This is a genomic window from Galactobacter sp. (assembly GCF_022712295.1).
Taxonomy (GTDB): Bacteria; Actinomycetota; Actinomycetes; order Actinomycetales; family Micrococcaceae; genus Galactobacter.
This window is the reverse complement of sequence record NZ_JALAGT010000062.1, coordinates 14,775-35,984: the sequence shown is the minus strand read 5'-3', so window position 1 is coordinate 35,984 and position 21,210 is coordinate 14,775. Positions and strand designations below refer to the sequence as shown.

Here is a 21,210-nt window from a genome sequence, read left to right as displayed (position 1 = left end):
CGATCCTGGGCTCACCAGCCCCGCTCGCGCCACTGCTCCAGATGGGGGCGTTCGGTGCCGAGTGTGGTTCCCTCCCCATGGCCGGGGAACACCTGCGCGGAGTCCGGGTAGACGTCGAACAGCCGGTGCGTCACGTCGTCCAGCAGCGAAGCGAACCGCGCCGGATCGTGGTCGGTGTTGCCGACCCCGCCCGGGAACAGGCTGTCCCCACTGAAGATCAGCGTGGCCGCGGGGGACTCCGCGTCCGGTCGCTGGAGCACGTACGCGATGGAACCAGGCGTGTGCCCGCGCAGACCCACGCAGGTGAGCTTCAAGGCGCCGTCGTCGCCGAAGGCGAGATCCTCACCGTGTGACACAGCCGCCTCGATGACGACGTCGCGCTGCTCCGCAATGGCGTCCACGTCCTCCTCTCCGGAGATGGTGAAGGCCTCGGTGGACTCTGCGACCACGGCCAAGGCCCGGGTGTGGTCCCAATGCGAGTGGGTGGTGAGCACCGCGAGCAGGGTGCCGTCGCCGTGCTGGCCGGCCCAGGCCAGCAGCGTCTCGGGGTCATCGGCGGCGTCGATGAGCACCTGCTCCCCGGAGGCCGTGTCCGTGAGGAGGTAGCAGCGGTTGTCCATCTCCGAGACGGAGAGGCGGCGGACCTCCAGGCCGGCGTCGGAGTAGATGAGCTCGTCTGGGATCGAGGCGGGATTCGTCATGGCATCACCATGACATGCCGGACGGGTTCGCGGCTAACCTTGACCCTGATGAGTTCACCACTGGAGACCTTCAGCCCGGACCCCGCCGACGACACGCCACCGTACCGGCAACTGCGGCGCCGGATCGCGGCCGATATCGCGGCAGGCGAATTGGCGGTGGGGGAGAAGCTGCCCAGCGTCCGCGCCCTGGCCACCACTCTGGGGATGGCCCCCAACACCGTGGCCAAGGTGTACAAGGAACTCGAGGCGGACGGCTTGGTCCGCACCGCGGGCCGTGCGGGCACCGTGGTGACCGGTGCAGGAGCCAAGGCGCCCGTCGGAGTGCTCCGCGCCGCGGAGCGACTGGCGACGGAGGCACGTCGGGCAGGCATGAGTGAGGACGCCGTGTTGGCTGTGACGAGGGCGGCACTGAACGCGGCCGAGTAGGGCACTACACTGGAGTGCGTGCCGAACACTTCTTCGAATACTTCTGCGCTCAGCCACCGTTCCTCGCAGCCCGGTTCCGGCCGGGTGGACCTGACCCGACTCGTGGTGCAGGGCGCCCGCGAACACAACCTCAAGAACGTCTCAGTGGATCTTCCGCGGGACAAGATGATCGTCTTCACCGGCCTCTCCGGCTCCGGTAAGTCCTCCCTGGCCTTCGACACCATCTTCGCCGAAGGCCAGCGCCGCTACGTCGAGTCGCTCTCCGCCTACGCACGCCAATTCCTCGGCCAGGTGGACAAGCCAGATGTGGACTTCATCGAGGGACTCTCGCCTGCGGTGTCGATCGACCAGAAGTCCACGTCGAAGAACCCGCGTTCCACGGTCGGTACCGTCACCGAGATCCACGACTACCTGCGCCTGCTCTTCGCCCGCATCGGCCACCCGCACTGCCCCGAGTGCGGTGCAGAGATCACCAAGCAGACGCCGCAGCAGATCGTGGACCGGCTGCTGGAGGAGCCCGAGCGCACCCGCGTGCAGGTACTGGCCCCCGTGGTCCGCGCCCGCAAGGGCGAGTTCGTTGACCTCTTCAAGGAGTTGCAGGTCTCCGGCTACGCCCGTGCGCGCGTCGACGGGGAGACCATTCAGCTCTCCGACCCGCCCAAGCTGGCCAAGCAGTACAAGCACACCATCGAGGTGGTGGTGGACCGCATCTCCCTGAAGGCCTCCGCCCGTCAACGCATCACCGATTCCGTCGAGACCGCTCTCGGACTGGCCGACGGGCGTGTGGTCGTCGAATTCGTCGACCTCGACCAGGACGCGCCCCACCGCACCAGGACCTTCTCCGAGAAGCTGGCCTGCCCCAACGACCACCCCATCACGCTGGACGAGGTGGAGCCGCGGACGTTCTCCTTCAACAACCCCTTCGGCGCCTGCGCCACGTGCTCGGGAATCGGCATGCGCCTCGAGGTCGACGAGGACCTGGTGGTCCCAGACCCTTCCCAGACCCTGGCAGGGGGTGCCATAGCCCCCTGGGCCATCGGCAAGTCCGTGGCGGAGTACTGGGTGCGGCTCATGGAGGGCCTTGGCCAGGAACTCGGCTTCGACGTGGACACCCCGTGGGAGGACCTGCCGGCCTCCGCACGCAAGGCCCTGCTCCACGGCAAGGATCACAAGGTCGTGGTGGCCTACCGCAACCGCTTCGGGCGCGAACGCAAGTACTCGACCGGCTTCGAGGGTGTGGTCTCCTACATCAAGCGCAAGCACGTGGAGACGGAATCCGACAACGCGCGTGAACGCTATGAGGAGTACATGCGGGAGGTCCCGTGCCCGGACTGCAACGGTGCGCGGCTGAACCCGGCGGCGCTCTCGGTGCTGGTGGGCGGGAAGTCCATCGCCTACGTCTCCGAGCTCGCACTCCAGGACGCGCTAGAGTTCATCGAGTCCCTGATCCTGACCGATCGCGAGGCCAAGATCGCCTCCGAGGTGGTCAAGGAGATCAAGGCCCGCCTCACGTTCCTGCTGGACGTCGGCCTGGACTACCTCTCCCTCTCCCGCGCCTCCGCGACCCTGTCGGGCGGGGAGGCCCAGCGCATCCGGCTGGCCACACAGATCGGCTCCGGACTGGTGGGCGTTCTCTACGTCCTCGACGAGCCGTCCATCGGCCTGCACCAGCGAGACAACCGCAGGCTCATCGAGACGCTGACGCGGCTCCGGGACCTCGGCAACACCCTGATCGTGGTGGAACACGACGAGGACACCATCGCGGAGGCCGACTGGATCGTGGACGTAGGACCCGGTGCAGGCGAACACGGTGGCGAGATCGTCCACTCAGGATCCTTGGAGGGGCTCAAGGCCAACCAGCGCTCCATCACCGGCGACTACCTCTCCGGCCGACGTGCCATCGAGCTGCCGACGCAACGGCGCAAGGTGGACAAGAAGCGACAGCTGCGCGTTGTCGGTGCACGTGAGAACAACCTGGACAACGTCACGGTGGACATTCCCCTCGGAACCCTGACCGCCGTCACCGGAGTGTCGGGTTCCGGCAAGTCCACCCTCATCAACGACATCCTCTACAAGGTCCTGGCCACCCGCCTGAACCGCGCCAAATTGGTTCCGGGTCGGCACACGCGCGTCGAGGGACTGGACCACCTGGACAAGGTGGTGCACGTGGACCAGAGCCCCATCGGCCGGACCCCGCGTTCCAACCCGGCCACCTACACCGGTGTCTTCGATCACATCCGCAAGCTCTTCGCGGAGACCCAGGAGGCCAAGGTCCGCGGCTATCTTCCCGGCCGGTTCTCATTCAACGTCAAGGGCGGCCGCTGTGAGGCCTGCTCCGGCGATGGCACCCTGAAGATCGAGATGAACTTCCTACCGGATGTCTACGTACCCTGCGAGGTCTGCCACGGAGCGCGGTACAACAGGGAGACCCTCGAGGTCCATTACAAGGGCAAGACCATCTCGGACGTCCTCGACATGCCCATCGAGGAGGCCGCGGAGTTCTTCGCAGCCTTCCGTCCCATCGCCCGGCACCTTGACACCCTCGTGGATGTCGGCCTGGGTTACGTGCGGTTGGGGCAGCCGGCCACCACCCTCTCCGGCGGTGAGGCGCAGCGCGTCAAGCTGGCCACGGAGCTGCAGAAGCGCTCCAACGGGCGCAGCATCTATGTTCTCGACGAGCCCACCACGGGTCTGCACTTCGAGGACATCAGGAAGCTCTTGCACGTGATCCAGGGCCTGGTGGACAAGGGCAATTCCGTCCTCGTCATCGAGCACAACCTTGACGTGATCAAGTCAGCGGACTGGATCATCGACCTGGGCCCGGAAGGCGGCTCGGGCGGAGGCACCATCGTGGCACAGGGAACCCCGGAACAGGTAGCCAAGGTCAAGGACTCCCACACGGGCAGGTTCTTGGCGGAACTGCTGGGCTGACGTGAACGTGACGCCGCTGCATGCCGCATGACGCATGCATCGGTGCGCGTGAGCATGCCGATGGCAGAATGTCCAACGTGCTAGTGACCCCCACCTCCCATGACCCCGCGACGGGAGGCTGGGCCGTGCCCGCGGTCTTCTTCGACCTCGACGGCACGCTCGTGGACCCCGCCGGCGGTATCACGGGTGGAATCGCCCGTGCGTTGAAACTCCACGGGTTCCGGGTGCCGTCGCAGGAAACCTTGGACGGGCTCGTGGGGCCGCCTCTCGTGGTCGGCCTTCGGGAGGTCATCGGCCTGCCAGAGGACCTCATCGAACCGGTCGTGGAGACCTACCGGGCCTGGTACCGGGACGAAGGCATGTTGGCCTCCGTGGTCTACACCGGCATCGACGATGCCCTGGAGACCTTGGGTTCACGCGGGATCCGGCTGGCCGTGACCACGTCGAAGCCTCAGTCCACGGCCGAGATGCTGTTGGACCATCACGGCCTCAGCGGTCGTTTCGCCGCGATCGTCGGCAGCCCGGACGACGAGGTCGGTAGACCCCGGACGGACTCCTCGAAGGAATGGCAGGTCAGGGAAGCCGCCCGTCGGTTGGACCTGGACCCGGCGCTGGTCGCCGTGGTGGGGGACAGGGTCTTCGACATCGACGCTGCCCACAGCGTCGGGGCCGTGGGCGTCGGCGTCTCCTGGGGGTTCGCACCTCCGGGCGAATTCGACGAAGCGGGGGCGGACGCCGTGGCGTCGACCCCCTACGACCTGCAGGAACTGTTCCAGGCCGCCAACGCCGCCGCGAACCCCACAGAATCATCCTCCAGCGTGTCGAAGGAGACCGCATGAGCACCAAACTCTTCGTCCTCCGGCCAGTCGTGTCCGGAGCCATCAGGATGATCTTCCGACCTCACATCAACGGGATGAAGAACGTGCCGAAGACCGGCAAGTTCATTGCCGCATCCAACCATCTCTCCTTCTTCGACTCGGTCATCATCCAGTCCCTCTTCCCGCGGCAGGTGGCCTTCTTCGCCAAGGCCGAGTACTTCACCACCAAGGGATTCAAGGGCTGGTTCATGCGCAGCTTCTTCACCGCGGTGGGCTCCATCCCCGTGGAACGCGGGGACCAGGGTGCGGCCACCGCGGCACTCGACAAGCTCGTCGACGTGTTGGAAGCAGACGAGGGCGTGGGGATCTACCCCGAGGGCACTCGCTCCCGCGACGGTCGGCTCTACCGCGGGCGTACCGGCGTTGGCTGGCTGACGTTGGCCACCGGCGCCCCGGTGATCCCGGTGGGTCTGGTGGACACCGACAAGCTTCAGCCGGGCGGATCCAATCGGATTCGCCGTTACCGCTTCACGATCAACGTCGGTGAGCCCATGCACTTCGAGCACCCGGGCCCCAAGCACCCGCTACCGATGCGGCGCAAGGTCACCGAGGCCATCGTGGATCGGATCGCTCAGTTGAGCGGACAGGAGCGCGCAGAGGGCTACAACAAGGCCCCCGTGGACCAGTGAAGGTGACGGGGGTCGCGAAGGCGAGCCCCGTCGTCGGGCACTAGACTTGATGCCATGCCGGATCCGTCCACGTACCGCCCGAGGACCAGCGAGATCCCGACGGAACCGGGGGTCTACCGGTTCCGGGACCCGCATGGCCGGGTCATCTACGTCGGCAAGGCCAAGAACCTTCGCCAGCGCCTGACCTCCTACTTCCAACACCCGCGTCACCTGACGCCGAAGACCCACACCATGGTCACCACGGCCGGCAGTGTGGAGTGGACCGTGGTGGGGTCGGAGCAGGAATCGCTGCAACTGGAGTACACCTGGATCAAGGAGTTCTCCCCGCGGTTCAACATCATGTTCCGCGACGACAAGACCTATCCGTACCTCGCCGTGACCATGTCGGAGCAGTACCCGAGGGCCATGGTGATGCGCGGCGACCGCCGCAAGGGAACCAAGTACTTCGGCCCCTTCTACCCTGCCCGGGCGGTCAGGGAGACTCTTGATCTGCTCCTCCGGGTCTTCCCTGTGCGCTCCTGCACCCCGGGCGTCTTCAAACGCGCGGAACGCTCGGACCGCCCGTGCCTGCTCGGGTACATCGGCAAGTGCTCGGCTCCGTGTGTCGGCCGGATCTCTCCCAAGGACCACCGGGATCTGGCCCAGCAGCTGTGCGACTTCATGGCCGGCGACGGGAAGGCCGCCATCTCGGAGCTGCAGCGGAGGATGAAGGCCGCCGCAGCGGAGATGGACTATGAGTCAGCGGCTCGGATCCGGGACGACATCAAGGCACTCCAACGCGTTTTCGAACGCAACGTGGTGGTGCTCGACGAGTCCGTGGACGCCGATGTGTTCGGCATCGAACAGGACGACCTGGAGGCCGCCGTCCAGGTGTTCCACGTGCGCGGCGGCCGCATCAAGGGCCAGCGAGGTTGGGTCATGGAGAAGGTCGAGGACGTCTCCGACACGGGCCTGTTGCAGCAGCTGCTGGAGCAGGTCTACGGCGACCTCGACGATCCCGACCGGATCGGCGCCCAGGTCTGGGTGCCCTGGCTACCGGAAGACGTGGAGGCCACGGAGGCCTTCATCAGCGGGCGTCGCGGGCGGCGGGTCCGGCTCACCGTTCCCCAACGCGGGCCCAAGCACGAGCTGCTGGAAACCGTTCACCAGAACGCCAAGCAGGCCCTGAACCTGCACAAGGTGCGGCGTGCGGGGGACGTCACGGTCCGCAGCGCAGGGTTGCAGCAGATCCAGGATGCGTTGGACCTGCCGGAACCGCCCTTACGGATGGAGGGCTACGACAACTCTCACGTCTCCGGTACCAACGTGGTGGGATCCATGGTGGTCTTCGAGGACGGACTGCCCAAGAAGAAGGATTACCGCCGTTTCACCGTGAAGGGCGAGGCCGCCCGGGACGACACGTCCTCGATGTACGACGTCATCTCTCGCCGCTTCCAGCACTACCTGGACGAATTGAGCGCGGAGGACGACCTCGCCTCCGGCGAGATCGCGGCGGAGGACGCCGCCGTCTCGGAACAGCGTTTCTCCTACCCGCCCTCGCTCGTGGTGGTGGACGGCGGGCCGCCTCAGGTGGCGGCAGCACAGCAGGCGCTGACCGACCTCGGCATCACGGATGTTTCCGTGGTGGGCCTGGCCAAGCGTTTGGAGGAGGTCTGGGTGCCGGGGGAGGAGTTCCCGGTGATCCTTCCGCGCAATTCGGAGGGCATGTTCCTGCTGCAGCGTCTGCGTGACGAGTCGCACCGGTTCGCCATCACGTTCCACCGTGAGCGCCGCGGCCGGGGGATGACCGAGTCGGTGTTGGACTCCGTGCCGGGACTCGGGCCTGCCAAGCGCAAGGCCCTGCTGAAGCACTTCGGCTCCGTGAAACGCATGCGGCAGGCGGACGTGGAGCAGCTGCAGAGCGTCAAGGGTGTGGGGCCCACGCTGGCGCAGGCCGTCCACGCCGCGCTTGCCCCGTAGACTTGGGCCTCATGAGCGCCATAGCTGAGGTCGTCAAACCCGAACAGCCCGAGGTGATCGTCCTGACCGGCATGTCCGGGGCCGGGCGGACCACGGCCGGGCATGCACTCGAGGACATGGGGTGGTACGTGGTGGACAACCTGCCGCCCCAGATGCTGCAGACGCTCGTGGACCTGCTGGCCCGTAACCCGGAGGCGCTGCCGCGTGTGGCCATCGGTGTGGATTCCCGCTCACGCAAACTTTTCCCCGAACTGCGGGAGGCCATCAACGGTCTGCGTTCGGCCGGTGCCAATTTCCGGCTCATCTTCCTCGATGCCTCGGACGACGTTCTGGTGCGCCGCTTCGAGCAGGGGCGCCGGCCTCATCCGCTGCAGGGCGACGGCCGGATCCCCGACGGGATCGCCAAGGAACGCCAGGAGATGGCGGACCTGAAGGATTCCGCGGAGATCGTGCTCGACACCTCCAGCCTCAACGTCCACGAGTTGGCCGCGGCCATGACGGAGCTCTTCTCCGAGGACGGTCCTGTAGTGGTGCGGCTGAACGTGATGAGCTTCGGATTCAAGTACGGCATCCCCACCGACGCCAACTTCGTCGCGGACATGCGCTTCATCCCGAATCCGCATTGGGTTCCGGAACTCAGGGCACACACCGGGAGGGAAGCCGAGGTCTCCGACTTCGTCCTGACGGCCGATGGCACGGAAGAATTCATCGAGCATTATCTCGCCGCGCTGCAGCCCGTGCTGAACGGGTATCGCCGCGAACGTAAGCATTACGCGACGATCGCGGTCGGTTGCACCGGTGGTAAACACCGTTCCGTCGCCGTGGCAGAGGAACTGGCGCGTCGCCTGTCCGAGGCGCCCGACGTCAGGATCAATGTGGTCCACCGCGATCTGGGCAGGGAATGAACATGGACATCCCCACCGGATATCTGCCCATGCTGGCGCCGCGACTGACGCACTCGCGCGCCACTCCACGCTGGTCGGTCACCGCACTGGGCGGCGGTCACGGGCTTTCCTCGTCACTGCAGGCGCTCTCGCGCCTCGACGCGGACGTCACTGCGGTGGTGACCGTGGCCGACGACGGCGGTTCATCGGGACGAGTCCGCGAGGAGTTCGGTGTGCTTCCACCCGGTGACCTCAGGATGGCGCTGGCGGCCCTCTGCGACGACTCCGAGTGGGGGAAGACGTGGGCCAAGGTCATGCAGCATCGTTTCGAGACCCTGCCGGAGTCCCCGGGAACCCTGGACAGTCACGCCGTGGGTAACCTCCTCATCGTGGCCCTGTGGGAGATGATGGGGGACGCCGTCGAGGGGCTGAAGTGGGCAGGCCAACTGCTCGGTGCACGCGGCACCGTGCTGCCCATGAGCTGCACCCCGCTGGTGATCCACGGGACGGTGCTCGGCTCTGATGGGGCGGGCGCGTTGACCGCCAAGCGGGTGGTGGGCCAGGACGCTCTGGCCGTGGCCGCGCGGTCCGGACGGGTCAGCGAAATCGGCCTCACCCCGGAGAACGCCATGGCAACGCCCGAGGCCGAGTCTTCCATCCTGGCCGCCGACTGGAACATCCTCGGACCCGGATCCTGGTACACGTCGGTGCTCCCGCATCTGCTTCTGCCCTCCATCAGGGAGGCCCTGAAGCGTTCGGAGGCCAGGACGCTCGTGACCATGAACCTGCAGACCGACACCGACGAGACCAACGGTGTCGACGCTGCCGCACATCTGGACCTCCTGGCGCACTACGCCCCGGGGATCCGCGTCGATGCGGTGCTCGCGGATCCCGCCTCGATCGATGACGTCCAACGATTCGAAGAAGCGGCAGCCCGACTGGGTGCCCGCGTGTTCTTCGATAGAGTAGGCGTTCGCAGCGGTGCCCCCGTGCACGACCCCCTTCGTCTGGGTGCCGCCTACCGCGACGTCTTCGAGTCCTTCGACTCCGCCTAGACCGCACACTGCTGCATACTCGAGTCTCCAATCAAGACTTTCCCGAACACAGACAAGGACTTAACGGATCATGGCATTGACCGCCCAGGTCAAGGATGAACTCAACCGCGTCGAGGTCCGGCAGACCTCTCAGCGTCGGGCGGAGGTCTCGACCTTGTTGCGCTTCGCCGGAGGGCTCCATCTGGTGTCCGGCCGCGTCGTGATCGAAGCCGAAGTGGACGGGGCAGACACGGCCACCCGTATCAGGACCACCATCGCGGAGGTCTTCGGGCATCGCGCCGAGCTGATCCAGCTCACCGGCGGGGGGTTGCGCAAGGGAGAACACTTCGTGGTCCGCGTGGTGCGGGACGCCGCGTCGCTCGCACGGCAGACGGGACTGCTCGACGGGCGCGGGCGACCGGTCCGGGGACTCCCGTCCACCGTGGTCAACGGCGCCAAGGCCGACGCCGCCGCCGTATGGCGCGGTGCGTTCCTGGCCCACGGCTCCCTCACGGAACCGGGTCGGTCCTCTGCGCTGGAGATCACCTGCCCCGGCCCGGAAGCCGCGCTGGCCCTGGTCGGGGCGGCACGTCGCATGGACATCGCTGCCAAGGCCCGTGAGGTCCGCGGCGTGGACAGGGTGGTGGTGCGTGACGGGGACGCGATCGCCCAGTTGCTTCAGCGGATGGGCGCACTGAGCACGCTGAAGGTCTGGGAATCACGTCGCCAACGCAAGGAGGTCCGGGCCACCGCGAACCGCCTGGCCAACTTCGACGACGCCAACCTCCGCCGCAGCGCGCAGGCGGCCGTCGCCGCAGGCGCCCGCGTGGAGCGCGCCCTGGACATCCTGGGCGACGACGTGCCGGAGCATCTGAAGGAAGCCGGGCGACTGCGCCTCACCCACCGGGAAGCGAGCCTGGACGAATTGGGTCACAAGGCGGACCCGCCGCTGACCAAGGACGCCATCGCGGGCCGCATCCGCAGACTCCTGGCGATGGCGGACAAGGTGGCCCAGGAGCGGGGCGAACCTGGCACGGAGGCCGCCGTGCCGCCGGAGACCTACGACGTCTGAGGCGATTTCGCCCTGCGCGCAAGGTGACGCCACATGCCGCGATCCCTGCCCAAACGGGGGTCGGGCGCGCTAATGTCGGAAGAGAACTCCGGGACGGACTCGACGGACTCCCAGTCGAGGCGCACCGTGTCGGTGTCCAACCAAGAACCATGGGCGGTACACGTCTCAAGCTGCCGCCCCAGATCAGGAGGAACCATGACGCAGTACACGCTGCCGGAACTGCCCTACGATTACGCGGCGCTGGAGCCCAGCATCTCCGCGCGCATCATGGAGCTGCACCACGACAAGCACCATGCAACCTACGTGGCCGGCGCCAACAAGGCACTGGAGCAGCTGGCCGAGGCCCGCGAGAAGAACGACTTCGCCAACATCGCCAAGTACTCGAAGGACCTGGCCTTCAACCTCGGTGGTCACACCAACCACTCCATCTTCTGGAACAACCTCTCCCCGGAGGGTGGCGACCGTCCGGAGGGTGAGCTCGCCGCAGCCATCGACGACGCCTTCGGCTCCTTCGAAGCCTTCCAGGCGCACTTCACCCAGGCTGCACTGGGCATCCAGGGCTCCGGCTGGGCCTTCCTGGCCGTGGAGGGCCTCGGCGGCAACCTGGTGATCGAGCAGCTCTACGATCAGCAGGGCAACGTCCCCGTGGCCACCACCCCGCTGCTGATGCTGGACATGTGGGAGCACGCCTTCTACCTGGACTACGTCAACGTCAAGGCCGACTACGTCAAGGCCTTCTGGAACATCGTCAACTGGGAGGACGTCTCCAAGCGCTTCGAGGCCGCCCGCGCCGGCGCCAAGCAGCTGATCGTCCCGGGTGCCTGAGCTGACACACGGTTCACGGTGAACGTTCAGCGATAGGCGGGCACCGTCGTCGAGCACATGTGGCCCGGGAGGAAACTCCCGGGCCACATGTGCATCCGGACGCGGAAAGCCTGGAAATCCGTGCAGCGATCAATGTGAGGTCCCTCACGACAACCCGTAGGTGCGTGTGTAGACTGATTTCCGAGTCTTACGGCCATGTTGCTTGGGAGTCACGGGCACGTGAATCCCGGGTGTGGTCGAACCACCATCACGGTGGGGAACTCACGACACGACGGTGTGTCCCCGGTTCTAAACAGCTATTGACCGGGCCGCGTCGAAGACGTCTGCCGCACCTGCGGTGGTGAGTGAATCGATGTCCCTGCGACACCTTGTGGGGTTCGAGGACGCGGCCTGCTGATCCAAGGAGTGAAGCAGTGACTACACGCATCGGAATCAACGGGTTCGGCCGCATCGGCCGCAACGTGCTGCGCGTCATCGAGGCCCAGGGCCAGGATGTGCAGATCGTCGCCATCAACGACCTCGCACCCGTGGACGACATCGCGATGCTCATCAAGTACGACACGATCCTGGGCGCATACCCGGGTACTGTCGCCAGCGACGGACAGAACCTCGTCCTCGACGGTCGTTCCATCCCCGTGACCCAGCACCGCGACCCGGCAGAGGTCGACTGGGCCTCCGCAGGCGCAGACGTCGTGCTCGAGTGCACGGGCCTGTTCACCGATGGCACCAAGGCTGCCGCCCATCTGCAGGGTGGCGCCAAGAAGGTCATCATCTCCGCACCGGGCAAGAACGTCGACGGCACGTTCGTGCTCGGCGTGAACCAGGACGGCTACGACGCTGCCACCATGAACGTCATCTCCAACGCCTCCTGCACCACCAACTGCCTGGCGCCCATGGCCAAGGTGCTCAACGACTCCTTCGGTATCGAGTCCGGCATCATGACCACCATCCACGCCTACACCGGCGACCAGAACATCCACGACAACGTCCACAAGTCGGATCAGCGCCGCGCTCGTGCCGCAGCCCAGAACCTGATCCCCACCTCCTCCGGTGCCGCCAAGGCCATCGGAGCCGTGCTCCCGGAACTGGACGGCAAGCTCTCCGGTGCTGCCGTGCGTGTCCCGGTCATCACCGGCTCGCTGACCGACCTCACCGCAGTGCTCTCCAAGGAGGTCACCGTCGACGAGGTCAACGCCGCCTTCAAGCAGGCCTCCGAAGAGGGTCCGCTGGCTCCTTACCTGGCCTACAACGAGGACCCGATCGTCTCCTCGGACATCGTGACCTCCCCGGCTTCCGTCACCTACGACGCGCCTCTGACCTTCGTGAAGGGCAACCAGGTCAAGGTCCTTGGCTGGTACGACAACGAGTGGGGTTACACCAACCGGCTCGTGGACCTCGCCGCCTTCGTCGGCGAGCAGCTCTGAGTCCTCGAGACACCGTGTGAGGCCGTCTCGGCTCTGCCGTTCGCTTCCGCGTTCGGAAGAGCCGAGACGGCCTCGCCGTGCGTGTTGAGGGCAACACGCATTCGAATCCATGCAACGACGACTAGAGTGGAACACATGAGCGCTCAGACCCTTGACGATCTTCTGGCAACCGGCGTCGAAGGGCGTACCGTACTGGTGCGCTCCGACCTGAACGTCCCACTGGATGCCGACGGCAACGTGACCGACGACGGCCGTGTCCGCGCATCCCTCCCCGTGATCTCGGAGCTGGCCCACGCGGGCGCCCGGGTCATCGTGATGGCCCATCTCGGGCGCCCGAAGGGATCCCCGGATCCCAAGTTCTCCATCCGTCCCGCTGCCGATCGACTCGCCGAACTGGCAGACGTCGACGTGCAGCTCGCCACCGACGTGGTGGGGGAGTCCGCCACCGCACTGGCCGCCGGCCTGAAGGATTCTCAGGTCCTGGTCGTGGAGAACGTCCGCTTCGAGGCCGGAGAGACCAGCAAGGACGACGCGGCCCGTGCCGCCCTCGCCAAGGCGTACGCCGCCCTGGCCGGCCCGGACGGCGCCTACGTCGATGACGCCTTCGGGGCGGTCCACCGCAAGCACGCTTCGGTGTACGACATCGCCTCCGTGCTTCCCAGCTACCAGGGTCGCCTGGTCACCAACGAGCTCACGGTCCTGAAGCGTCTCACCGAGACACCTGAGCGTCCGTTCGTCGTGGTGCTCGGCGGTTCGAAGGTCTCCGACAAGCTGGCGGTGATCGACCGTCTGCTTGACGTCGCTGACGAACTGCTCATCGGCGGGGGTATGGCCTTCACCTTCTTGAAGGCGCAGGGCCACGACGTGGCCTCCAGCCTGCTCGAGACCGACCAGCTCGACACCGTGCGCGAATACCTTCGCCGCTCGGAGCAGGGCGCGGCCAAGATCGTCCTGCCCACCGACGTGGTGCTTGCCTCCGCCTTTGCCGCGGACGCCGACCACGAGATCCGCCCGGCGTCAGACATCCCCGGCGGTTCCATCGGAGCGACCGGGCTCGGCCTCGACATCGGTCCCGAATCGGCCGCCTCCTTCGCGGAAGCCATCGCCGGAGCCAAGACCGTCTTCTGGAACGGGCCCATGGGCGTGTTCGAGATGACGGCCTTCGCCGAGGGCACCCGCGTGGTGGCCAAGGCCCTGGCCGATTCCTCGGCCTTCACCGTGGTGGGCGGCGGCGACTCGGCCGCAGCCGTGCGGTCGCTGGGCTTCGGCGACGATGCGTTCGGCCACATCTCCACCGGAGGCGGCGCCTCCCTCGAGTACCTCGAGGGCAAACAGCTCCCCGGACTCACCGCACTAGAGAACAGCTGAGGTAAGACCAATGGCCAAACTCACCAACGGCAACTTCGCCAGGACCCCGCTGATCGCGGGCAACTGGAAGATGAACATGGACCACCGCCAGGGCATCACCCTGCTGCAGAAGACGGTCTGGACCCTGCAGGACGCCAAGCACGACTTCGACCGGGTGGAGGTGGCGGTGTTCCCACCGTTCACCGACCTGCGCGGCGTGCAGACGCTGGTCTCAGGCGACGACCTGCCTGTGGTCTACGGTGGCCAGGACCTCTCCTCGGAGGATTCCGGTGCCTACACCGGAGACATCTCCGGTCAGTTCCTGCAGGCGCTCGGGTGCACCTACGCGCTCGTGGGCCACTCTGAACGTCGCACCATCCACGGTGAGGGAGACGATGTGGCGGCGGCCAAGGTCGCGGCAGCCCTTCGTAACGATCTCACCCCCATGCTGTGCGTCGGCGAGGACCTCACGGTTCGTCAGGCAGGTAACCACGTGGAGCACACGCTGGCCCAGTCCGCCGCCGTCCTGAAGGATCTGGACGCTGCCACCGTGTCTCGCCTGGTCATCGCCTACGAGCCCGTCTGGGCCATCGGTACCGGTGAGGTCGCCGGCCCCGAGGACGCACAAGAGATGTGCGCCGCGCTGCGTTCGTCCATCGCCGACTCGCACGGAGAAGAGGCCGCGGAGGGCATTCGCCTGCTCTACGGCGGTTCGGTGAAGTCCGGAAACGTCGCCGCGATCATGGCCGAGCCAGACGTGGACGGCGTGTTGGTGGGCGGGGCCAGCCTCGACGCAGCCGAATTTGCTAGTATTGCACGGTTCGAGCAGCACGCCTCGGCCTGATCCATCCGGTCCGGCCGTGCTCCGGACCCCAGAACCTGAAGTCGTACTTCCACGGAAGGAAGGACCAACGTGTCCGCTCTCACCCTGACCCTGCAGATCTTGGTGCTCGTCACCAGCGTCCTGCTGGTGCTGACCATCCTGCTGCACAAGGGTCGTGGCGGTGGCATCTCCGACCTGTTCGGCGGCGGCATGTCCTCCTCCATGAGTTCCTCGGGCGGCGCAGAGAAGACCCTGAACCGCATCACGATCTCCATCGCTCTGGTGTGGATCATCTGCATCATCACCCTGGCCCTGTTCCTGCGCTTCGGCGTCGGCATGGACAGCTGACCCGTCGGCAACTCAAGCAGCACACGGAAGGAGGGCCTCACCCGGGAAACCGGGTGAGGCCCTCCTTCTCGTCTTCAGCGGCGACTCAGCGGGGGCTCGGAGCCACGGGGGAGAGGTCGCAGCGCGGCAGGCCGTCACGCAGGACGGCCCCCAACACCACGTCGTCGTCCAATTGCCGCAATTCCTCGGCGAGGCAGAGCGGATCCGTCCTGACCGGCAGGGCAACGAGCTGCACCGGCTGACCGGGAAGATGCAGGTCGGCGACATCGCCGTGCGGACGGTGCAGCTCGATGTCGCCGCCCTCACGCGAGAAGCGCACGCCGCCCACGGGAGCAGCGGATTCAGCCTCAGCCAGATGGACCGAGACCTCCGGGAGCGCCCATTGCAGCCAGGCCGCGAGCAGGGCCGTGCTGGGGGAGCCCACGTGCCCACGCACCGTGACGTCCTTCAACCCGGTCACGCCGAACTGGTCGACGATGGAGGTCAGCTGAGTGCGCCACAGCGTCAGCCTGGTCCACGAGAGATCCGTGTCCCCCGGTCGCCAGGAGGTGGAGAGCTGCTCCAGCGCACGGAACGGATCCTTGGCCCGTGACGCATCGGTGATGCGCCGCTGTGACACGCTTCCCAGCTCGGTCTCAGAAGGATTCGGCGTGAACTCGCCGGCCCACCACGTGAAGACCGGATCGTCGGGAAGCAACAGCGCAGAGACCAGGGACTCGTTGAGACGGCAGAGATCCCCGTGGAGCCGCAGCACCACGATCTCCGACGGGCCCACGTCGGCCCCGCCCAGGACGCGAGCATCCATGCGGGTTTGCGCGGTCGGATCCCCGATCACCATCACGATGATGCGGCAGGGGTGTTCCACCGCGGCGGACTGGGCCGTCTCGATGGCGTGCGCCTCCGCCTCCGGAGTGGTGGGGACCAGCAGAGTCAGGACACGCGCGGTACCGCCGACTCCGCCGCCGCGCCGCAATTGAACCAAGGCCTTGGCGACCTCTGAGGTCAGGGTGTTCGTCAGATCCACGATCATGGACGGCGCCACGTCCTTCCGTCTCGGGCCAAGAGCAGATGGGCGGAATCCGGTCCCCAACTTCCTGGAGCGTAGGGTTCCGGCTGCTGTTCCAATGAGGCCCAGTACTCCTCGAACGGGTCGAGGATACGCCAGGACTGCTCCACCTCTGCGTGCCGCGGGAACAACGGGGGTTCCCCGAGCAACACATCGAGGATCAGCCGCTCGTAGGCCTCGGGGGAGGACTCGGTGAAGGAGGAACCGTAGGAGAAGTCCATGGTCACATCCCGCACCTCCATCTGCGTCCCAGGGACCTTGGAGGCGATCCGCAGTGTGGCACCCTCATCGGGCTGCACACGGATCACCACAGCGTTCTGCCCGAACTCCATGCCGGTGTTGTCGTGGAAGAGCAGATTCGGAGCCTTCTTGAACACCACCGCGATCTCCGTGACCCGACGGCCGAGGCGTTTGCCTGCACGCAGGTAGAACGGGACCCCGTCCCAACGGCGGGTGCCGATCTCCAGGCGTACTGCTGCGAAGGTCTCGGTACGGGAGGTGGGGTCGAAACCCTCCTCCTCGAGGTAGCCCTTGACCTTCTCGCCGCCCTGCCAACCACCCGCATACTGTCCACGGGCGCAGGCGTAAGGGAGATGGTTCGGAACCTTGACGGCGGAGAGCACCTTCTCCTTCTCCGCACGCAGCGCGTCGGCATCGAAGGCGATGGGTTCCTCCATGGCCGTCAGGGCCAACAGCTGCAGCAGGTGATTCTGGATCACGTCTCGGGCCGCGCCGACACCGTCGTAGTAACCCGCGCGGCCACCGATCCCGATGTCCTCCGCCATGGTGATCTGCACGTGGTCCACGTGCTCGGCGTTCCACAGCGGTTCGAAGAGTCGGTTGGCGAAACGTAGCGCCAGCAGATTCTGGACCGTCTCCTTGCCCAGATAGTGGTCGATGCGGAACACGTCGTCCGGCGCGAAGACGGACTCGACCACGGAGTTCAACTCGCGGGCGGAGGCCAGGTCGTGGCCGAACGGCTTCTCGATCACCACGCGGCGCCATGGCGGCATCCCGGTGATGGGGTCGACCTCGCCCTCCGCGGCAAGACCGTGATCGTTGAGCTTCCCGCACACCGCCTCGAAGGCCTTGGGTGGGATGGAGAGGTAGAACGCCCGATTGCCGCGAGTGCCGCGTGCGCGGTCGAGCTCGGCCAACACCTCACCAAGGGTTTCGAAGGCGTTGTCGTCGTCGAAACCACCGGTCACGAACCGGAATCCGCCGGCCAGCTGTGACCAGACGTCCTCGTCGAACGTGGTCCTGGAGCGCTCCTTGACCCAACCGCGTGCCTGCTCCACGAACTGCTCATGGCTCCAGTCGCGGCGGCCGAAGCCGATGACCCCGAAGCTGGCAGGCAACAGCCCCCGGTGGGCAAGATCGTAGACGGCAGGAAGAAGCTTCTTCCGCGCCAGGTCGCCCGTCACACCGAAGAAGATCAGTGTGGAGGGGCCTGCGATGCGGGCCAAGCGCCGGTCATGGCGGTCCCGTAAGGGATTGGTGAAACCGGCCATCAGGCGCCCTTGGCCTCCTCGAGGGAAGCGGAGAGGTTCTCCAAGAGTTCGTTCCAGGAGACGATGAACTTCTCGACACCCTCCGTCTCCAGCTTGGACACGACCTCGTCGTAGTCGATGCCGAGGCCGGACAGGGCATCGAGCACCCGGTCGGACTCCTCGTAGGTGCCGCGCACCGTCTCGGAGCCGTCGCCACCGTGATCAGCCACTGCGTCGAGGGTGGCCTGGGGCATGGTGTTGACGGTGTCGGGGGCCACCAGGCCGTCCACGTAGAGCGTGTCCGGGTAGGCGGGGTTCTTCACGCCGGTGGAGGCCCAGAGGGCACGCTGCGGACGGGCGCCTGCGGAGGCCAGGGTAGCCCACCGTTCTGAGGAGTGTGCCTCCTCGAAGACCTGGTAGGCCAGGCGGGCGTTGGCCAGGCCGGCCTTGCCGCGCAGCGCCAGCGCTTCCTCCGTGCCGATGGCATCGAGACGGGCATCGATCTCGGCGTCAACACGGGAGACGAAGAAGGAGGCGACGGAGTGGATGGTGCTGAGGTCGATCCCGGCGTCGCGGGCGCGCTCCAGACCCAGCTGGTAGGCGTTCAGGACGCCGCGGTAGCGCTCGAGGTCGAAGATCAGGGTCACGTTGACGCTGATTCCGGCGGCGAGCACCTCGGTGATGGCCGGCAGACCCTCCACGGTCGCGGGGATCTTGATGAGGACGTTGGAACGCTCCACCTTGGCGGCAAGTTCCTTGGCCTGGGCCACGGTGGCTGCCGTGTCGTGGGCAAAACGGGGATCCACCTCGATGGACACGCGTCCGTCCACACCGTCGGTGGCGGCGGCCACCGGTGCCATGACGTCACAGGCTGCGGCGACGTCGTCCGTGGTGATCTCGAAGACCGCGGAATCCACGTCCGCACCGGCGGCGGCGAGCGAGGCCACCTGCTCGGCGTAGGAGGCACCGTCCTTCAAGGCAGCAGCGAAGATGGAGGGGTTCGTGGTCACGCCGGAGACGTCGGAGGACTCCACCAGTGCCGCGAGCGAGCCGGAGTTCAGGCGTTCGCGTGAGAGGTCGTCGAGCCACAGGGAGACGCCTGCTGCGGCGAGGGCTGAAGTGTGTGCACTCATGATCAGGTGCAACCTTTCTGGTCGGTGAGAAGTGGTGATCAGGCGCCGGCGGCGGCGATGGACTCGCGGGCGGCGGCCTGGACGGCATCGGCCGTGATGCCGAACTCGCGGTAGAGCGTTGCTTGATCGGCGGAGGCACCGTAGTGATCCAGGGTGACGAGCCGGCCGGCGTCGCCGACCCACTCGAACCAGCTCTGCGGGGAGGCGGCCTCGACGGCCACGCGGGCGCGCACGGCCTTGGGGAGCACCAGTTCGCGGTACTCGGCATCCTGGGCGCGGAACCACTCGATACTCGGCATGGAGACCACCCGGGTGGGGGTGCCTGCGGCCTCGAGCGCTTCCTGTGCCTCGACGGCGATGGCGACCTCGGAACCGGTGCCGATCAGGATGACGTCCGGAGCGCCGTCGGAGGCGTCCTTCAGGACGTAACCGCCGCGCGAGGTCAGCTCGGCCTGAGCGAAGCCGTCGATTCCGCGCGGGTAGACCGGCAGGTTCTGACGCGAGAGCACGATGCCGGTGGGGTGGTCCTGGATCTCCAACATGCGGCGCCAGGCCTGGGCCACCTCGTTGGCGTCTGCGGGGCGGATCACGTCCAGGCCGGGGATGGCACGCAGTGCGGCCAGCTGCTCGATGGGCTGGTGCGTCGGTCCGTCCTCGCCCAGGCCGATGGAGTCATGGGTCCACACGTAGATGGACGGGATACCCATCAGCGCGGAGAGCCGGATGGCAGGGCGCTGGTAATCGGAGAAGATCAGGAACGTGCCGGAGAAGGCGCGCGTCGTGGAAGAGGTGACGATGCCGTTCACGATCGCGGCGGCAGCGTGCTCGCGGATGCCGAAGTGCAGCACGCGACCGGACGGATCCGCGGTGTAGGTCTTCGTGGTGGCGGAGGCCGGGTTGAAGCTCTTCGCGGACTCGATGGTGGTGTTGTTGGAGCCTGCGAGGTCGGCGGAGCCGCCCCAGAGTTCGGGGAGTACATCGGCCACAGCGTTGATGACCTTGCCGGACGCTGCACGGGTGGAGACGTCCTTACCGGCCTCGAACTCGGGAAGGTTCTCCAGCCAGCCGTCCGGCAGCTCGCCACGCGTGATGCGGTCGTACTCTGCCACCACGGTCGCGTCCGTGCGGGCGCGCCAGGCCTCGAAGTCCGCATTCCACGCCTCGTGTGCGGCCTGTCCGCGGGCGCTGACCTCGCGAGCGTGGTCGAGAACGGCTGGATCGATCACGAAGTGCTGCTCGGGGTCGAAGCCAAGAGCCTGCTTCAGGCCCGCCAGCTCGTCGCCGCCCAGCTTGGAGCCGTGGATGCCGCCGGTGTTCTGCTTGGAGGGGGAGGGCCAACCGATGATGGTGCGCAGGGCGATGATGGACGGGCGGCCGGTCTCGTTCTCTGCCGCGTTCAGCGCGGCATCCAGAGCGGACACGTCCTCGACGTACTCACCGGACTCGGTCCAGTCCACGCGCTGGGTGTGCCAGCCATAGGCCTCGTAGCGGGCCAGGACGTCCTCGGAGAAGGCCACGGCGGTGTCGTCCTCGATGGAGATCCGGTTGTCGTCCCAGATCACCACGAGGTTGCCCAATTGCTGGTGCCCGGCCAGGGACGAGGCCTCGGATGTCACGCCCTCCTCGAGGTCACCGTCGGAGGCGATCACGTAGACGCGGTGGTCGAACGGGCTGGTCCCCTGTTCGGCGTCGGCATCGAACAGGCCGCGCAGACGACGCTGGGCGTAGGCGAAGCCCACGGAGGTCGCCAGACCCTGACCCAGCGGGCCGGTGGTCATCTCCACGCCTGGGGTGTGGCCGTACTCGGGGTGCCCCGGGGTCAGCGAGCCCCAGGTGCGCAGCGATGCAAGGTCGTCCACCTCGAGGCCGTAGCCGGAGAGGAAGAGCTGCAGGTACAGCGTCAGGGAGCTGTGCCCCGCGGAGAGGATGAAGCGGTCACGACCGGCCCAATCAGGGTCGGTGGGGTCGTGGCGCAGGTGGCGCTGATACAGGAGGTAGGCGGCCGGCGCCAAGGACATGGCCGTACCGGGGTGGCCGTTCCCGACCTTCTCCACTGCATCGGCAGCCAGGACACGGGCCGTGTCCACGGCGCGTGCGTCCTGCTCTGTCCACACGAATTCCTGCTCGGGCTGAGTCACCGTCAAGCTCCTTGGGGGTGAAAGGATTGATTCACAGTCGTGACCGGGAACTTGAAAGGCGCAACCCGCAGAAGCGGGCCGGGTTCCCGGTGTACTCCACTT

The 21,210-nt window shown here is 66.7% G+C and carries 18 protein-coding genes; 13 read left to right on the top strand and 5 right to left on the bottom strand.

Annotation, left to right across the window (positions count from 1 at the left end; translation table 11 throughout):
• Positions 1–11: 11 nt before the first annotated feature.
• A complete protein-coding gene (locus tag Q0A15_RS04940; protein ID WP_291278418.1) occupies positions 12–701 on the bottom strand; it encodes an MBL fold metallo-hydrolase in 690 nt (229 codons plus the stop codon).
• Between the two features lie 48 nt (positions 702–749).
• On the opposite strand from Q0A15_RS04940, the gene Q0A15_RS04935 reads away from it, so the two are divergent.
• The 13 genes from Q0A15_RS04935 to secG all read left to right on the top strand — a co-directional run bounded on the left by Q0A15_RS04935 (position 750) and on the right by secG (position 15,281).
• Complete coding sequence (locus Q0A15_RS04935; protein WP_291278417.1) at positions 750–1,127, top strand: GntR family transcriptional regulator; 378 nt, start codon at positions 750–752, stop codon at positions 1,125–1,127.
• Positions 1,128–1,211: 84 nt separating this feature from the next.
• Positions 1,212–4,058 (top strand): excinuclease ABC subunit UvrA, encoded by a 2,847-nt coding sequence (gene uvrA / locus Q0A15_RS04930; protein WP_291278426.1) that lies wholly within the window; start codon positions 1,212–1,214, stop codon positions 4,056–4,058.
• Between the two features lie 68 nt (positions 4,059–4,126).
• Positions 4,127–4,897: an HAD hydrolase-like protein gene (locus Q0A15_RS04925; RefSeq protein WP_291278416.1), complete on the top strand. Its 771-nt coding sequence runs from the start codon at positions 4,127–4,129 to the stop codon at positions 4,895–4,897.
• Entirely contained in the window at positions 4,894–5,565 is a 672-nt protein-coding gene (locus Q0A15_RS04920; RefSeq protein ID WP_291278415.1) for a 1-acyl-sn-glycerol-3-phosphate acyltransferase, read from the top strand. The genes Q0A15_RS04925 and Q0A15_RS04920 overlap by 4 nt, the downstream gene beginning before the upstream one ends.
• A gap of 54 nt (positions 5,566–5,619) precedes the next feature.
• Entirely contained in the window at positions 5,620–7,524 is a 1,905-nt protein-coding gene (uvrC, locus tag Q0A15_RS04915) for an excinuclease ABC subunit UvrC (RefSeq protein WP_291278414.1), read from the top strand.
• An 11-nt stretch (positions 7,525–7,535) separates the two neighbouring features.
• Positions 7,536–8,429: an RNase adapter RapZ gene (gene rapZ / locus Q0A15_RS04910; protein WP_291278413.1), complete on the top strand. Its 894-nt coding sequence runs from the start codon at positions 7,536–7,538 to the stop codon at positions 8,427–8,429.
• Between the two features lie 2 nt (positions 8,430–8,431).
• Positions 8,432–9,463: a gluconeogenesis factor YvcK family protein gene (gene yvcK, locus Q0A15_RS04905; protein ID WP_291278412.1), complete on the top strand. Its 1,032-nt coding sequence runs from the start codon at positions 8,432–8,434 to the stop codon at positions 9,461–9,463.
• A gap of 70 nt (positions 9,464–9,533) precedes the next feature.
• The gene (gene whiA, locus Q0A15_RS04900; protein ID WP_291278411.1) at positions 9,534–10,514 is read left to right on the top strand and encodes a DNA-binding protein WhiA; all 981 of its coding nucleotides are present in this window, start codon (positions 9,534–9,536) and stop codon (positions 10,512–10,514) included.
• A 195-nt stretch (positions 10,515–10,709) separates the two neighbouring features.
• On the top strand, positions 10,710–11,339 hold the full coding sequence (locus Q0A15_RS04895) for a superoxide dismutase (protein ID WP_291278410.1): 630 nt from the start codon (positions 10,710–10,712) through the stop codon (positions 11,337–11,339).
• 413 nt (positions 11,340–11,752) lie between these two features.
• Positions 11,753–12,763: a type I glyceraldehyde-3-phosphate dehydrogenase gene (gene gap / locus Q0A15_RS04890; RefSeq protein WP_291278409.1), complete on the top strand. Its 1,011-nt coding sequence runs from the start codon at positions 11,753–11,755 to the stop codon at positions 12,761–12,763.
• Positions 12,764–12,898: 135 nt separating this feature from the next.
• A complete protein-coding gene (pgk, locus tag Q0A15_RS04885) occupies positions 12,899–14,131 on the top strand; it encodes a phosphoglycerate kinase (RefSeq protein WP_291278408.1) in 1,233 nt (410 codons plus the stop codon).
• A 10-nt stretch (positions 14,132–14,141) separates the two neighbouring features.
• A complete protein-coding gene (gene tpiA / locus Q0A15_RS04880) occupies positions 14,142–14,954 on the top strand; it encodes a triose-phosphate isomerase (RefSeq protein WP_291278407.1) in 813 nt (270 codons plus the stop codon).
• Positions 14,955–15,023: 69 nt separating this feature from the next.
• Positions 15,024–15,281, top strand: a complete 258-nt coding sequence (gene secG / locus Q0A15_RS04875; RefSeq protein WP_291278406.1) for a preprotein translocase subunit SecG — start codon at positions 15,024–15,026, stop codon at positions 15,279–15,281.
• Between the two features lie 85 nt (positions 15,282–15,366).
• Here secG and Q0A15_RS04870 read toward each other — a convergent pair whose 3' ends face one another.
• Genes Q0A15_RS04870 through tkt form a run of 4 tightly spaced genes read right to left on the bottom strand, consistent with a single transcriptional unit; the run spans position 15,367 to position 21,108 of the window.
• Entirely contained in the window at positions 15,367–16,311 is a 945-nt protein-coding gene (locus Q0A15_RS04870) for a glucose-6-phosphate dehydrogenase assembly protein OpcA (protein WP_291278405.1), read from the bottom strand.
• A complete protein-coding gene (gene zwf, locus Q0A15_RS04865; protein WP_291278404.1) occupies positions 16,308–17,858 on the bottom strand; it encodes a glucose-6-phosphate dehydrogenase in 1,551 nt (516 codons plus the stop codon). Before zwf ends, Q0A15_RS04870 begins: the two co-directional genes overlap by 4 nt.
• Complete coding sequence (tal, locus tag Q0A15_RS04860; protein ID WP_291278403.1) at positions 17,858–18,970, bottom strand: transaldolase; 1,113 nt, start codon at positions 18,968–18,970, stop codon at positions 17,858–17,860. The genes zwf and tal overlap by 1 nt, the downstream gene beginning before the upstream one ends.
• Before the next feature lie 38 nt (positions 18,971–19,008).
• The gene (gene tkt, locus Q0A15_RS04855) at positions 19,009–21,108 is read right to left on the bottom strand and encodes a transketolase (protein WP_291278402.1); all 2,100 of its coding nucleotides are present in this window, start codon (positions 21,106–21,108) and stop codon (positions 19,009–19,011) included.
• Between the last annotated feature and the right edge of the window lie 102 nt (positions 21,109–21,210).

Bases quoted from the DNA above. Each gene is read 5' to 3' on its own strand.
- Q0A15_RS04920 (WP_291278415.1), top strand. From the start codon at position 4,894: ATGAGCACCAAACTCTTCGTCCTCCGGCCAGTCGTGTCCGGAGCCATC.
- Q0A15_RS04870 (WP_291278405.1), bottom strand. From the start codon at position 16,311: ATGATCGTGGATCTGACGAACACCCTGACCTCAGAGGTCGCCAAGGCC.
- rapZ (WP_291278413.1), top strand. From the start codon at position 7,536: ATGAGCGCCATAGCTGAGGTCGTCAAACCCGAACAGCCCGAGGTGATC.
- Q0A15_RS04940 (WP_291278418.1), bottom strand. From the start codon at position 701: ATGACGAATCCCGCCTCGATCCCAGACGAGCTCATCTACTCCGACGCC.
- tpiA (WP_291278407.1), top strand. From the start codon at position 14,142: ATGGCCAAACTCACCAACGGCAACTTCGCCAGGACCCCGCTGATCGCG.
- whiA (WP_291278411.1), top strand. From the start codon at position 9,534: ATGGCATTGACCGCCCAGGTCAAGGATGAACTCAACCGCGTCGAGGTC.
- yvcK (WP_291278412.1), top strand. From the start codon at position 8,432: ATGGACATCCCCACCGGATATCTGCCCATGCTGGCGCCGCGACTGACG.
- Q0A15_RS04935 (WP_291278417.1), top strand. From the start codon at position 750: ATGAGTTCACCACTGGAGACCTTCAGCCCGGACCCCGCCGACGACACG.
- Q0A15_RS04895 (WP_291278410.1), top strand. From the start codon at position 10,710: ATGACGCAGTACACGCTGCCGGAACTGCCCTACGATTACGCGGCGCTG.
- Q0A15_RS04925 (WP_291278416.1), top strand. From the start codon at position 4,127: ATGTCCAACGTGCTAGTGACCCCCACCTCCCATGACCCCGCGACGGGA.
- pgk (WP_291278408.1), top strand. From the start codon at position 12,899: ATGAGCGCTCAGACCCTTGACGATCTTCTGGCAACCGGCGTCGAAGGG.
- zwf (WP_291278404.1), bottom strand. From the start codon at position 17,858: ATGGCCGGTTTCACCAATCCCTTACGGGACCGCCATGACCGGCGCTTG.
- uvrC (WP_291278414.1), top strand. From the start codon at position 5,620: ATGCCGGATCCGTCCACGTACCGCCCGAGGACCAGCGAGATCCCGACG.
- tal (WP_291278403.1), bottom strand. From the start codon at position 18,970: ATGAGTGCACACACTTCAGCCCTCGCCGCAGCAGGCGTCTCCCTGTGG.